The organism is Thermogutta sp., assembly GCF_039793925.1.
Taxonomy (GTDB): domain Bacteria; phylum Planctomycetota; class Planctomycetia; order Pirellulales; family Thermoguttaceae; genus Thermogutta.
Genome location: NZ_JBAMME010000090.1, coordinates 47,195 through 61,210, shown reverse-complemented (window position 1 = coordinate 61,210; position 14,016 = coordinate 47,195). Strand labels below are relative to the sequence as shown.

At 55.7% G+C, this 14,016-nt stretch carries 11 protein-coding genes and 1 pseudogene; 4 read left to right on the top strand and 8 right to left on the bottom strand.

Annotation, left to right across the window (positions count from 1 at the left end):
• Positions 1-54: 54 nt before the first annotated feature.
• From ABJK56_RS03520 to ABJK56_RS03510, 3 genes are all read right to left on the bottom strand, one after another.
• Positions 55-858 carry a hypothetical protein gene (locus tag ABJK56_RS03520; protein ID WP_347243283.1) on the bottom strand — a complete coding sequence of 268 codons (804 nt, stop codon included), beginning with the start codon at positions 856-858 and terminating at the stop codon, positions 55-57.
• A 264-nt stretch (positions 859-1,122) separates the two neighbouring features.
• Positions 1,123-2,628 (bottom strand): serine/threonine-protein kinase, encoded by a 1,506-nt coding sequence (locus tag ABJK56_RS03515; protein WP_347243282.1) that lies wholly within the window; start codon positions 2,626-2,628, stop codon positions 1,123-1,125.
• Entirely contained in the window at positions 2,625-3,311 is a 687-nt protein-coding gene (locus ABJK56_RS03510) for a nucleoside monophosphate kinase (protein ID WP_347243281.1), read from the bottom strand. Before ABJK56_RS03510 ends, ABJK56_RS03515 begins: the two co-directional genes overlap by 4 nt.
• A 154-nt stretch (positions 3,312-3,465) precedes the next feature.
• Here ABJK56_RS03510 and ABJK56_RS03505 point away from each other — a divergent pair, with 154 nt between their 5' ends.
• Positions 3,466-4,683 carry a glycosyltransferase gene (locus tag ABJK56_RS03505; RefSeq protein ID WP_347243280.1) on the top strand — a complete coding sequence of 406 codons (1,218 nt, stop codon included), beginning with the start codon at positions 3,466-3,468 and terminating at the stop codon, positions 4,681-4,683.
• Positions 4,684-5,817: 1,134 nt separating this feature from the next.
• Here the strand turns inward: ABJK56_RS03505 and ABJK56_RS03500 are convergent.
• Together ABJK56_RS03500 and ABJK56_RS03495 are read right to left on the bottom strand one after the other, a co-directional pair.
• The gene (locus tag ABJK56_RS03500) at positions 5,818-7,089 is read right to left on the bottom strand and encodes a cysteine desulfurase (protein ID WP_347243279.1); all 1,272 of its coding nucleotides are present in this window, start codon (positions 7,087-7,089) and stop codon (positions 5,818-5,820) included.
• A 380-nt stretch (positions 7,090-7,469) separates the two neighbouring features.
• Entirely contained in the window at positions 7,470-7,889 is a 420-nt protein-coding gene (locus ABJK56_RS03495) for an iron-sulfur cluster assembly scaffold protein (RefSeq protein WP_347243278.1), read from the bottom strand.
• Between the two features lie 253 nt (positions 7,890-8,142).
• On the opposite strand from ABJK56_RS03495, the gene uvrB reads away from it, so the two are divergent.
• The gene (uvrB, locus tag ABJK56_RS03490; protein ID WP_347243277.1) at positions 8,143-10,227 is read left to right on the top strand and encodes an excinuclease ABC subunit UvrB; all 2,085 of its coding nucleotides are present in this window, start codon (positions 8,143-8,145) and stop codon (positions 10,225-10,227) included.
• 155 nt (positions 10,228-10,382) lie between these two features.
• On the opposite strand, the gene ABJK56_RS03485 is transcribed toward uvrB, so the two are convergent.
• Positions 10,383-10,640 (bottom strand): hypothetical protein, encoded by a 258-nt coding sequence (locus ABJK56_RS03485; protein ID WP_347243276.1) that lies wholly within the window; start codon positions 10,638-10,640, stop codon positions 10,383-10,385.
• A gap of 230 nt (positions 10,641-10,870) precedes the next feature.
• Between ABJK56_RS03485 and ABJK56_RS03480 the strand changes: the two genes are divergently transcribed.
• Together ABJK56_RS03480 and ABJK56_RS03475 are read left to right on the top strand one after the other, a co-directional pair.
• Positions 10,871-11,392 carry a sigma-70 family RNA polymerase sigma factor gene (locus tag ABJK56_RS03480; protein WP_347243275.1) on the top strand — a complete coding sequence of 174 codons (522 nt, stop codon included), beginning with the start codon at positions 10,871-10,873 and terminating at the stop codon, positions 11,390-11,392.
• Positions 11,393-11,525: 133 nt separating this feature from the next.
• The gene (locus tag ABJK56_RS03475) at positions 11,526-12,317 is read left to right on the top strand and encodes a hypothetical protein (protein ID WP_347243274.1); all 792 of its coding nucleotides are present in this window, start codon (positions 11,526-11,528) and stop codon (positions 12,315-12,317) included.
• Positions 12,318-12,546: 229 nt separating this feature from the next.
• Here ABJK56_RS03475 and ABJK56_RS03470 read toward each other — a convergent pair whose 3' ends face one another.
• Positions 12,547-13,503, bottom strand: a complete 957-nt coding sequence (locus ABJK56_RS03470) for a metallophosphoesterase (RefSeq protein ID WP_347243273.1) — start codon at positions 13,501-13,503, stop codon at positions 12,547-12,549.
• A gap of 248 nt (positions 13,504-13,751) precedes the next feature.
• Positions 13,752-14,016, bottom strand: a pseudogene (locus ABJK56_RS03465) (hypothetical protein); the annotation flags it as partial.

Below are 14,016 nucleotides of genomic sequence, written 5' to 3'. Positions count from 1 at the left end.
GGGACGGAAAGCGGCGGTACACCGTCAAACTGAGCGGTGCACGAGTCACCCGGTTTACCGAGGACGTCGAACCGAATGGGGATCGGTCAAATTATGCTGAGCTGCAAATCCCTCGTGACCTGCTCCCAGGTTGATGGCTTCCATTTGCCTTCGTAAGGAAGGGCAGCCCTCAATGAGCCCCGCAATGTGATGTCCATCGCAATCCGGGCCGAGGGTGTCCACAATAATCTGGTGCACTTCCCAGTCGTCCTCGTTCACCAACACTAGGCGAATGTCGCGACGATCGAGTTTCTCCGGAACCGGGATCCAGTGAACACGAAATCGATCGGGATGAGTGTAAATGTACCGCGTTGGATGCTGTCGGTCCTCGGCACTCCGAAGCTTCTCGTTGAGTCGATGGAGAGTCTTGGTGAGAACGAGTTCGCCGTAAAGAACCGCCGAGCTTAGCATGGCCGGCGTGCCGTCCTGAGTTCTGTAACCGACATAGTCGGCTGGTTCGGGAAGGCGACGCGCTTCTTTCACCAACCGATCCACCAGGAACCTATCCACAAACGGGCAGACCGTCTCGAAGCGCACGAATTTTTCACAGGGATAGGCTTCGAGAGCTTTTACCCAGAGGAACAAAATGTCATCAGCTTCGGCGGCGAAGACGGGAACGTCTAATGGAACGAGGTCTTTCACAAAGTCGTTGGCTGGATCAGCCGTCGTCACGACAATTACGCCGTCAAGCTGCTGACAATCTGTCGCTCGGCGAGAGACCCATTCCAGAACCGACTTGCCATGCAATCGCCCTGCTGCCCGACGACGTTCCTTGTCGGTGTGAAAACAGGCATCAACGATTCCCAAAGTTTGAATCATTCGGCCCAACCTCCTTTCTTGGGCGGCGATCAATGCGGAATCCTGCATCACGGGCCAATATACCGCGCCACGATCACAGACGTCAACTATCGGCTGACGATTAAGGGAAGTCCGCGGGGACCTTTCCAGGCCGTGGGGAAAGTGTTTCGGCATCACCCCCGAAGCCGGTCCGCAGAGACGCAGATCCAAAAGGACGGCTTCTTGGTCAATGGCAAAGCAAGAGGGAGGCGGCCTCAGTGCGCGGACCCCGGTGAGAATTTTTCCCTATTTCTGCCGGTCTTGACCGGTCTTATCTTTCGGGGAACGTACGCCGGATTCAGTTTGCTTCACCGCCTGGGTTCTCATCCACTCTTCAATCCGTCGCCGGAACTCTTCGGGGTCATCTTCAGGGCGGCCCTTGGGTGGGACGCTATGCTCTGACTGTGTTGGCGCACTGACGGCTTGTGGAGGCTCCTGAAAACCTTCCGATGTGCGAGCTCCACCGATGTGAGAACTTATCCAAACGAGCAAACCACCGGCGGCTAGAGTCACAACCAGGAGGCCCGCGATCGGCAAAAGGTTGCTGTTTGAAAACACGGAAAAAATAGGTAAAGTTTTAGAGGTTGTCGCTGAGGTGGAGGACGTGTGGTCGACGGTGGTCGCGGTGCTGACCTGAGTCGCAACACGATCTTCACCCTGGTTGATGTGTACGGTGGGAACGGATGCTACTTGAGATTCGATGGGTGTTGCGACTGGCAACGCCTTTGCCCGGACTAGTCCCGGAGACGCTATGTCCAGGCAGACCTTCAAAGAGCGGGCAAGTTCTTCTGCCGTCGAAAATCGGTCGCCGGGCAGCTTGGCCAGGCATTTCCGATAGAGGAGATTCAATTCCTCGGGCACGTCGGGTCGGAGTTTTTTCAGGTCGGGCGGGGGCGCTGTCTGGTGCTTCACAATTCGTTCAGAAAGGCTACCCTCGGGGAAGGGCGGCTTTCCAGCAAGCAGGAAAAAAAGGACGCAGCCTAACGAGTATATGTCCACGCGTCCATCGACGCACTCCGGTTGCAGGGCCAACTCCGGTGCCATGTAGTCGATCGTTCCCACGACTGCCGTTTCAGATGAGTGCCCTGCAGGGCTGTTGCGGAGCCTGGCCAGCCCAAGATCGAGGATCTTGACCACGTGTTGTGGCGTCACCATCAGGTTGGCAGGCTTGATGTCACAATGAACGATCCCTTTATCATGAGCATAGCCAAGTGCAGTGGCCGCCTGCTGAACCAGGCCCACCGCCCTGCGCCATGGCAAAGGCCCCTCCGTAGCAACAAGCTGCTCCAGATCAACACCTTCCACGTACTCCATGACGAGGTAATATCGGCCATTCTCCAAATCCACGTTGTACGCATGGACGATGTTCGGGTGATCCAATGCCGCGATTATTCTGACTTCATTGAAGAATCGTTCAAGAGCCGGAGGGGGAAGTCGTGGATCGATCAGTTTGATTGCCACGCGACGTTCCATGGTCACATGCTCGGCGAGGAATACCTCCCCCATTCCTCCACGACCGAGGGCCCGGAGAAGCCGATATTTGCCGATCAGGAACCGCTTGCGTCCAGCCAGCAACTCCTCAGCCTGCCAGTGTGTTAACTCCCCGATTTGCTTGAGGCGGCCGACAAAATCCGGGAAACTCTGGGGAGAGGACTCTTTACAAATCTGTTCGACTGCCTCTCGCGACACAACTAATCCGGCTGCGTGCAACCGCTCACACCATTCCTTAATTTGGGGGGAGATGGCCATCATCGTGCTGTGTTGCCTTGCCAGCGTGTGACACGTCTATGAGAATCCTCTTCAAGGGTTCGCTCCAGGAAGTGGTAAAGCTGGTCGGGGGAGGTGGTTACGTCAATTTCAGTCCTCAAAACAGGAACATGGCGGTTTGCATAATAATCAACGAGAGGTTTTGTTTCCGCCAGGTACTGCTCAAATTTGAACCGAACGAGCTCTGGAGTGTCGTCCTGCCGACCGGTTCTGTCTCCACCTGTGTTTTTCTGAATACGCTCCCAGACGATCTGGAAGTCACATTCCAAAAGAACGACTCTCTCCACACGAACGATCGCCTCTAGGAGGGTAGCCTGCTCTACGGTGCGCGGAAGCCCATTGAGAATAAGCTTCGGAGTCTTCGGAGCGGTTCGGTAACGTACATTGTCAAGGAACCATCGCAATATTTGTGTCGCAATGTGGCCCTCTTCCGGTTTGAGGAGTCGCCCGGTTGACAAAACCTCAGCGACGGTCTGCCGATCGGGTCGGGTGAGAGCGCGTGCCGCACCGTCCCCGCTTTTGATCAACCGGAGTTGATGGCCGAAATCAAAATGGATGTACGGCCCATCCGGCAATCCCCGAGCAGCGATCAACTCCCCAAGCGGTGTCTTCCCCGACCCCGTGGGACCGATAAGAAGCGTCGCAAGGCAGTTGTGATTTGCGAACATCGAACAGCGATCCAGACCATCATCCTATCCAACACCCTTTCCCATTGTAGCGGGACAGAGCCGGCTAAATAATACGGAGGTACAAAGGAACAAAGTCCTGTCCCGAAATCAGCAGATCCTATAGCTCGGATGACCCTTGAAGCTTAAGTGAGCAATGTCTCCTCCCTTGCGAATAACATTTCTCATCACCGATTTGGAGGTTGGCGGAGCAGAAAAATTCATGGTCGAACTTCTATGTCGGCTTAATCGCCAAGTCTTTGATCCGCATGTCGTGGTCCTCTCCGGGGTTCCGCACCGTCGGCACCTCCTCGACCGTCTTGATCGATGCCAGATTCCCGTCTCATTCCTGAGGGTAAGAAATCTCTTCAGTCTGCCTGGGGGGGTTGCGAAACTTGTGAGACACCTTCGGACGTTTCGGCCAAAGATTCTGCAGAGTTTCCTCTTTCATGCGAACTTCCTGGGGCGATTGGCTGCCAAAGTAGCGGGAGTTCCCACGGTGATCTGCGGCATTCGGGTTGCAGAGCGGGAACACCCCTGGCATTTATGGCTCGATCGTTTGACGGCTACCTGGGTCGACAGATACGTGTGCGTGAGTGAGGCTGTGGCCAAGTTCTCGGCGGAAGTGGGAATGCTCCCCGAGTCCAAGCTGACGGTTATTCCCAACGCTGTGGATGTTGCCGCGATTCGTTGTCAGAATCCCGCGGATTTAGGAAAACTATTCCAGCCGCACTGGGGCGGCAGTCGCCAAGTGTCGCACGAGACACGCTTCGGAGAACGGGTTTGTGCGATCGAACACGTTGGGGCCGACGTTCAACCTGTTGCTTCCGAGACTGGCCAATTCTACATGGTCGCTGTGGGGCGGCTGGAGCGGCAAAAGGGCTTCGATTGGCTGCTCATGACATTAGCTCCCCTTTTGCGCAAGATACGAGACCTTCGCCTAGTTATTGTAGGATCAGGTCCACAAGAAGAACGTTTGCTGTCGATCATTGCCAGGGAAAGGATAGAAGAGAATGTTCGCCTGGTGGGCTTTCGGGACGATGCTCAGGCGATCATTCGAGCTTGCGATCTATTCCTCCTCAGTTCTTTATGGGAAGGAATGCCCAATGCCCTTCTAGAAGCCATGGCCGCTGGCAAGCCAGTCGTGTGTGTGGAAGTAGAAGGTGTGCGTGAAGTTCTCGGACCGCTTTGCGAGGATCAACTCATCCGTGACAGGAATCAGGACGAGTTTCGGCGCGCAATTTTGAAACATTATCGTGATCGCAAATACGGGGCGCTTTTGGGACGTCGCAACCAGAGGCAGGTGGAGGAACGCTTCAATTGGTCGCGCGTCGTTGAGCAGTACGAGAGCTTGTGGCTGAGCTATTTAGACTAGGTACCAGCGCAAGTTGCGCCACGTTGAAAAGACTTCAAGGGGGCCGATAACGCGGACCCGTTCCTCTGGCCTTAGGCATCCCTCGTAGGATGGGAGCAGGACTACCACTACACAAAAAGTGCATAATTTTTTCCTGTTTTTCCCTTTCTCCCTCGCCCGTGGAAAGTAGCCCCATCGCCACACTAACTGGTGGGCTTGTTCCCATTATAAAGGCGGCCTTCGGGGTCCGGTCTGGTTCTGGGGAGGTTCGCTATTTCGGAATCGTTGCTCGGGCCAGGTCCCTCCCGAGGGTGCCATCACGGCAGGTGCCCCGCTCGCGTCTAAATAACGAAGAAGGCTTCTCGGCTGGCGAAGGCGGCGTCCGCCTATCGCAACTTATGGGCTGTTTAATCCCACTTTTCAGAAGGGTACGACATAATCCGTGGTCCGCTTTCAGATCTACTACCTATTGGCTGCCAAGATGTACGCACGAACACTAACACTTACGCTGGCACTTTAAATACCACCAAGAAGGGGTCAGCTGAACCTCGGGAGACTGGCGGAGCGGTCAGAACTGCCAATTTCGTTCGATCGCGGCTCGGAGGCTAGCTCACAGCAAAACCCGCGAGGAATGGTTCCCCCTTCCGGGAGTGAAAGCATTCTTTCGGTTCCGATGGGTTGGCGCCCATTCGATTGGCTTCAAGCACAAATAGTCCATTTGACTCTCGGAAAGCCCTTGCGCATGATGGAAACGCAGGATGACGGAGGGCACCTCGGCTATGTGTAAATGCGTACACCATCAGCCGTTGCAAGTGATGAGAAAAAGACGTTTGTCCGTCCGAGCTGTCGCCGAGGGGTGGGGCCTTCAGTGTTGGTTCCTGGCCACCGACCAGCACTGAGTTCGGTTCGCCACGTGCCGGTTGTGCCCCTTCCCGTTGATGACAGGGAAGTCATCACGTGCGACATGCGAGCCCCAGCCACGTTGTGGATACCGAGGGCTCAGAGGCCTGTCCCATGAGATGCGGGAAAGCATCTTCGGGACAGGCCTTTTTGTTTCGCGGCGGCAGAGCAATGATCAGCGCGGCCCACACCGGTGGAAGGTTGAAAGCTGCCGTTTTTTGCTGCCTCGGAACTCCAGCGGACCACAGGGACAGCTTAGCTCACTGGTGTCCAGTTCCGCTTTTTGAAGATACGCTGGGCCCTTTCGAGGCCCTCCGCCAATTGATCAATCTCCTCAAACGTGTTGTAGAAATAAAAGCTCACACGTGCCGTGGCCACGACCCCCAACCGTTTGTGAAGCGGCATCGCGCAGTGATGGCCAGCCCGAACGGCAACACCTACGGAATCCAGGAGCTGTGCAACATCGTGCGCATGAATACCATCGACAACGAAACTGGCGATGCCCGCTTTTTTATCGGGTGTCGGTCCGAACACGCGAACCCGCGGCATTTCGGCGAGCATGGCATGCAGCTTGAGGGTGAGTTGGTGTTCGTGGGCCGCAATCCGTTCAAGGCCGATCTTTTGTAGATAATCAATCGCGGCTCCTAACCCAACCGCGCCGACGATGGGGGGTGTTCCCGCTTCGAATCGGTAGGGGAGATCACCGGGCTCAAAGCCATCCAGCCGCACCTCCCGAATCATGCTGCCTCCGCCCATGAACGGGGGCATTGCTTCGAGGATTTCACGCTTTCCATAAAGGACTCCAATTCCCGAAGGACCGAGCATCTTGTGCCCGCTAAACGCCAGAAAGTCCGCGTCCAGTTTTTGAACATCTGTCGGAAGGTGCGGGACGCTTTGGGCCCCGTCCACGAGAACCTTCGCTCCCACCGAGTGTGCGGCGGAAATGATAGATTCCACCGGATTGATGGTGCCCAAAACGTTCGACACCAGAGTGACCGCGACGATCTTCGTTCGCTCGGTCAGGAGGGTATGGAGGTTATCCAGAACTAGTTCCCCCTGGTCGTTGATGGGGATGTAGCGGACTGTGGCTCCCCGACGCTCGGCAAGCTGAAACCACGGCACGAGGTTGGAATGATGTTCCATCTCGGTCACCAGAATCTCATCACCCGATGCGATATTGGCATCTCCCCATGCCCGCGCGACCAGGTTGATGGAGGCCGTGGTCCCGGAGGTGAAAATGATTTCTTCTTCCGACCGCCCGTTAATGAACCGACAGACCCGTCGCCGCGCCTCTTCGTACAGTTCGGTCGTCTCGTCGGCCAACCTGTGGATACCGCGATGGACATTCGCATAATGCTTTTCATACATCTCCACAATGGTCTGAATGACCTGCCGCGGTCGTTGCGTGGTCGCCGCGTTATCAAAATAGACCAATGGACGTCCGGGATGGACTTCTCGTTGAAGAATGGGAAAATCCGGCCGGTAAATCAAGGGATCGAAGGAAATAGCCGATTCAGAAATTGTCATCTTTTACCTCGCTTATCTGGAATGTTATGAAAAAGCTAGCCAAGAGTGGTTAGTTTAACAGTTGTCGTCAGTCAGTGCGGTTACCGTGAGATTCAGCGTTCGCAAAGCCCACGGTGCGCAGGATGCCGCTCTTCTGGGCAAAGGTTTTTCAGACCGTTGGAAAGCTACATCGTTTAATTTTAGCGGCCTGCTGACCGAAGACTAACCTGCCAAGAGATTTCCGGCGCGGGCAGAAACAATCCCAGGCGACGTCCGTCTAAGTCTCCAAGAGAGAAGCTGGGATGGGAATTAGAAGTACCATCCCGGAAGTGCACGTCCTGGAAGACGATTAGGTGTTAGATTCCGAACCGGGATTGATAGGTACCCAGAGCTGACGATTGCTAGTTGGTGCGCAGCGTTTGCGTGTTTCCGTTCGAGGGCGCCTCGGCACAGGGAGAATAAATGGCGGCCTGGAGAACCCGCCATGGCAGCAGCGCGCATTTTTGCCGATTGGGGGTCAACCGCGGACCAAAATAGCGCAGCATGTCTTCTGCGCTGAAGTTTTTAACATCCTCTATAGTTTTTCCATCGAACAGCTCTGTGAGCATCGAGGCGGCGGCCTGGCTGATACAGCAACCTTCCCCATCGAAATAGATGTCCTCGATCTTTCCCCCGTTCACAATTCGCAATTCCATCCGGACCACATCGCCACACAGGGGATTGCGGTCTTCATGGCAATGCGTACACCCCGGGCATTTCCCTCTGTGGTAGGGGGATTCGTAATGTTCGAGTATGCGTTCCTGATAAATGTCGTCGTCCATAGCGCTTCAGGAAAATTCGAATATGGAATCTGCTTCCATCTACCCCATTTTAGGTGGTGCCCTGCAATGGGGCAATCGAACGCCTCCGTCCCTATCGCCCCGCGGTACAATGAGAGAAAGGAGTCAGCTGTCTGGGTTGCTTGTTGTCGGGGGTCACTGTCAGTCTCGCGATCAGGACGAAAACCAGCACGCTATCGCCCATTGACCGCTCGATGCGTGAGTCCCTACTTGATCTACGGGTTGGGTGCGAACGATGTTTCGACTGGTAAGCCCTTTTAAGCCGGCGGGGGATCAGCCCAAGGCCATCGCTGCCCTTTGCGAAGGTTTGCAAAAGGGAAAGCGGGCCCAGGTGCTCATGGGTGTCACCGGTTCGGGCAAAACATTCACAATGGCGAACGTGATCCAGTTTGCGCAGCGGCCAACCCTTGTCATGTCCCACAATAAGACTCTCGCTGCGCAGCTTTATGCCGAGTTCAAGGAGTTTTTCCCCTACAATGCGGTCCATTATTTCGTGAGCTACTACGACTACTACCAGCCTGAAGCCTACATCCCTCAGCGGGACATTTACATCGAGAAGGATGCCTCCATCAACGAGGAGATTGATCGCCTCCGATTGGCGGCGACGAGTGCGCTGATGACGCGCCGGGATGTCATCATCGTGGCCAGTGTGTCGTGTATCTACGGATTGGGATCCCCTGAGGACTACCGCAACATGATGGTCAGCGTGCAGTGCGGCCAGTTTATTGATCGAGACCAACTCCTCATGAAGTTGATCAATATTCAATATGAACGGAACGATTTCGAGTTTCAGCCAGGGCGGTTCCGAGTCCGCGGGGATTGCGTGGAAGTCTTCCCAAGCTATGAGCAGTTTGCTTATCGAATTGAATTATGGGGAGATGAAGTGGAACAGATTGCTTCGATCCATCCCCTGACGGGGCAGGTGCTGCAAAAGCACGATCAGGTGTTCATCTATCCGGCCAAGCATTTTGTTCTTCCAGAGTCTCGCATCCAGGCCGCGATCCAGAGCATTCGGGAGGAATTGGAACAGCGGGTTGCCGAATTGAAAAGTCAAGGAAAGCTTCTCGAGGCGCAGCGGCTCAGCGCCAGGACCCGGTATGATCTGGAGTTGTTGCAGGAGGTGGGCTACTGTCCTGGAATCGAGAACTACAGTCGCCACCTGGCAGGACGGCCTCCGGGAAGTCCACCAGAAACGCTCTTTAGCTTTTTCCCAGACGATTTTCTTCTGTTTGTGGACGAATCCCACGTAACAGTTCCGCAAATCCGTGGGATGTACGGTGGGGACTACAGCCGGAAATTAACCCTGGTTGAGCACGGTTTCCGGCTGCCCAGTGCGCTCGACAACAGACCCCTCAAATTCGAGGAGTGGGAGCAGAAAATCAACCAGGTAATTTTCGTCTCCGCGACGCCCGGGCCGTACGAAATCGAGCAAGCGGGTGGTGAGGTCGTGGAACAGATTATTCGGCCCACCGGCCTGCTTGACCCGGAGGTGGAGATAGTCCCTGCTAAGAATCAGATTCCGCACCTGATTGCCCAGGTGCGTGAGCGGGCGGCGAAAGGAGAACGCACCCTGGTGACAACCCTCACGAAACGACTTGCGGAAGATCTGGCAGACTATCTGACCAAGCAGAACATCAGATGCAAATGGCTCCATAGTGAGCTCGACGCCTTTGAGCGAGTGGAACTCTTACGAGATCTCCGAAAAGGAGAATTTGACGTCCTTGTGGGGGTTAATCTTTTGCGGGAGGGGCTTGACCTGCCGGAGGTTTCCCTGGTTGCGATTCTGGATGCCGACAAGGAGGGATTCCTCCGCAGCGAAACCTCACTCATTCAGACGATCGGGCGGTGCGCCCGAAATGTCAACGCCAAGGTCATACTCTATGCGGACCGCATTACCGAGTCGATGCAGCGGGCGGTGGAGGAAACACGGCGGCGTCGGCAACTTCAGGAAGAGTATAACAAAACCCACGGAATTACGCCGGAAACAGTTCGCAAGAATCTCCGGGCGGGCATTGAAGCCGAGGCCGCTGCTCATGCTCGAGCGAATGCAATGGTAGGCCGCACAAATGAAGTAGAATACATAACCGAGGAATATATTGCCGAACTTGAAGCCGAGATGATGGCTGCGGCGGAAGCCCTGGAGTTCGAGCGGGCGGCAGCCATTCGTGACCGGATTCAACTCTTGCGGAAGCAGATCGGCAAACCGCTGGACGAGGTGCGATTGATTGCCGTCAGACGCGGCCGGCGGGGGCCTCGGCGGAACACGATTCATCCCTCTCCAGGAATCAACATCACGGGATCTCGTCGTCGAAAGCGGTGAAGGGAGGGCCCCCACCGTGCTCTGTCTTTGGCAAAAAGAAAACCCCTGCAGAACTGTGGCTGCAGGGGTATGCCAATTGATCCACCGCTGCGAGGAAACTTCACAACTCCCCGCTTACCGGCACCCGTAGCTCTTTGGCAGCCCGGAATTGCGTGTCACTGCTGCGAGCCAGTTGCCGCGCCGCTGGATTCACCACTGCCCTGGGCCTGCTTGCCCGCTGGAGCCTGCTGCTCTGTGGACTGCTGTTGCGCACCGCCCGTCTGTTCCGTTGAAGTGGCGGCAGGCTTTTCTGCCGGTTTGGGTGCCGCCTCTTTCTTTTGGCTTTGGCAACCCACGAACAGGCCGCTGAGACCCAAGAGCACAAGTAACACAGCCAGACGCTTCATGAGGTTAACCCTTTCGTTAAAAAACACCTAACCCTCCTGACCTGCCCAGCACCATTCGGCAGGCGTATATTGGAATGGATGCATGGCGAACCAGATTTATTCCCCGGGTCTTTGGATTATTCCATAGTTCCGATCGTCGTGGCGACAGAGAACAACACAGCGCTTCGCCCTGGCTGTTTTCCTCCGGTGCTCCCAACGGGATAATGGAGCAAGGAATATTAACGCGATTGGGCGCATCTTGTGTAAGGACGATGGTCATGGCCGAGGATTCGGTGCCGCCTTTGATCGAGCAACTGGTGAAGCGGTACGCGCAGGACGTGTATCGGTATGCATACCGACTCACGGGCTCGGCGGCGGACGCCGAGGACCTCACGCAGGAAACGTTCCTGGCCGCGGTCAAGAACATCCACCAGCTCGCAAATCGGGAATTTGCCAGATCGTGGTTATTCACCATCGTGCGAAATCAGTTCCTGGTCAGGCATCGCCGGGGTGGAGGGACCATCGTCCGCCCGCTGGGTGACCAAGCGGAAGAAATCATGGCTCTGGAGTCCAGTGATGATGACGGTGTCGATGGCGAATTGATTCAGAACGCACTCCAGTCGCTTTCCGCTGAACAACGAGTCGTTTTGCTGATGTTCTATTTTGAGCAAGCATCGTATCGGGAAATCGCCGACCACCTCGGGATCCCGATTGGGACCGTCATGAGTCGATTGTCCCGGGCGAAAGAAGCCCTCCGAAAGAAGGTATTGGCGGCCACTCGGCAGGATAATGGCTCGTGAGGGAAGAGAAGAGTAGCTAACAAATACTGCAAACGCATTGCCAAACTCGATGGATTGGGACCCGAAACAAATCTCCGATCGGGAACTACTCGAATGTGTGCGACCGCGCCTGGGGTCTCCGGAAGACCCTCTGGTGAAGGAATTACAGAGGCGGCTCGAGTCACGCCCGGAGTTGGCCTCCCTTTGGCGGGAACTGCAACAGTTTGACATCGATCTCGCACGCCTTTTGCACGCCGTTCCACTGCGATCGGGACTAGAAGAACGTATTTTGTCACGCCTGGCAGCCCAGATCGCTAACCTGTCCGCCAGCGCGAGCGATGATTCTAGAACCTCGGATACTTCAGAGTCAGACGTGGCGTGCGATGGGCAGACGCTCTATACTGTGGAGTGTGTGCACCCGAAGCGTCGGATTTCACGCCGTGCGTGGGTCGCCGCCGGCGTTTCGGCTGTTTGCGCCAGCTTGCTGGGAGGAGTCAGCTTATGGCTGTGGCAGAACCGAAGACGGGCAAGACCACCATCGCCCATCGAAATTGCAAATGAAGTAGCCCGAATCTTCGAACAAACACTCGACCAGTTCGGCACCGGCCAGCCCTTTAACTCAAATCCGCCTCCGGCGGGAGCCCGTTTTAGTCGGGAAGTTCGTTTATATCTGGGCAGCACGATTACGTGGCGGCAAGTGACCGTGATGGCGAAAACGGCGGTGGCGTTTGACATCACACAGCCCAGCGGCGAGCGTGGTTCGCTGTTTGTGCTGAACCTGAATCTACCCGATTTTCCCAGCTTTCCACCTTACTTCCCACAACTGCAGACGAGCCGGACAAGTCTCGGCTGGTGGCGCGAGTCAGATCTCGCCTACCTGCTGGCGGTTCTCGGCGGGCCCCGGGTTTACCAGCGGTTCCTGAAACCACCTAGTCCCATCACCTGACACCGAGTTCCCCCCATTACAATAACCGCGGAAAAGAATGTCAACAGGTGGTCCCGGATTCCAGCATAGCTTGAACCACGGCAGTGCTCCGCCGTGGTGATCTCTGTGAAGTGACGGGCATGGTGCGTTGACTACGGGGTTTGGGAACACACCCCCTTCCTTCTCGCAATGACCTGCCAAGGGCCTCTGAGGCTCAGTACGGTCACAAAACGCTAACTGACTGCGTGAGTCATGTTTGAACGGCTTGCCACCCGTAGGTCACGTATTGATACTTCACGGTGCCATCGGGGCTGAGGTCAAAAACTCCATACCCTTCAGGAAACCCCTTGTTCGCGCCTTTCCACCATCGACCAGAAACGGCACCATCACACACGTACTTGACCCCGCGGTACTCGACCTCGTCGACCATGTGAATATGTCCGGAAAGCGCCAAACGTACATTGTGCTGGGAAATCAGTAACGAAACCTTTTGCGCGCCTTTGCACAGGCTGGCCGCCCCAATACGGAACTGGTAGTCCTGTACGGCATCCGGCAGGACGGTTACCGTCACGAACGGAATATGGCTCACGATAACGCCGGGCATGTTGGCTGGTTTTTTCTGAAGCTGCTCCTCCAGCCACTCCCATTGTTCGGGGTCAAGACCTCCTTCGTAGAGCAGTTTATCTGACGGTTGGACGCTATCCAGTACGAAGAATCGCCAGCCTTTGTGGTCGAATGTGTAATAGGTTTTCTCGTAGCCGAAAACCTCGCAGAACATCTTTTTTCCGTACCGGGGCGTTTCTGCTGTCACCCCATGCTTTTTACCCCACCCAAACACGTCGTGATTGCCGAGACAGTGGTGGACCGGCAGGCTTGTGTTGTCTCGCAGAACCTGCGTGAACAGCTCGAAAAGGAGGGTGGTCCGCTGCACGTCTTGTTCCAGGGCATCCATTACCAGATCGCCTCCGGTGAGGATAAAGTCAGGGGCCGGATCCAGTTGCGCCACATGCCGTAAACACGCCGCCATGCCCTCGGCAGCTTTCAATTCGGGCTGGACGTGAATGTCGGTCAGATGGACAAAACGAAACGTCCCCGGGCTTGAGGCCTCTTGCGCAGATGCCGTTGTGCTGCCAGCCCTGCCGGCGAACAGAGCTCCGAAAGCGGCACCCAGTCCTCGCAACAGATCACGACGTGAGATGGAAACCATGGCGTGAAACCTCCCAAGCATAAAGTGGCAGCGTGGTCAAAATGCGTTTTCTCCATTTGCCAGATGGTTCCGGCATCAAACCGGTTCAATTTTAGGCGAATCGCGGGAATCGTAAAGACCGAAGAGCGAAACTAAAGAAAACTTAACAAAAGTGGATCATGGCACTCGCTAAATATGATCCCACCGGGAAAATCGACACAGGATGCAAAGACGACTAGCCACCGCGGCGCTGCCACAAGTCTTTCCGGTTATGCTAAAAGTTTCACGCGGGCCAGCACTTCTTGATGGGTCCACGGTTCCTGGTGGTCGAGTGGCAGAATGACGTATCCGGCTTTCTCAGCCGAACAGTCGAGTATGATCTGGACGTTGTTGGGAGCGGCGTATCCCTCCGGACAGGGTTCGTGACCGTGAATCAGCACGTTGGCCTGAAGGAGTCGCGCAAAGGCGGCTGCATTCTCCTCGCGATAGTCGCGTCCCCACACCAGACGGAAGACGCTGCGATGCTCGAGAAAC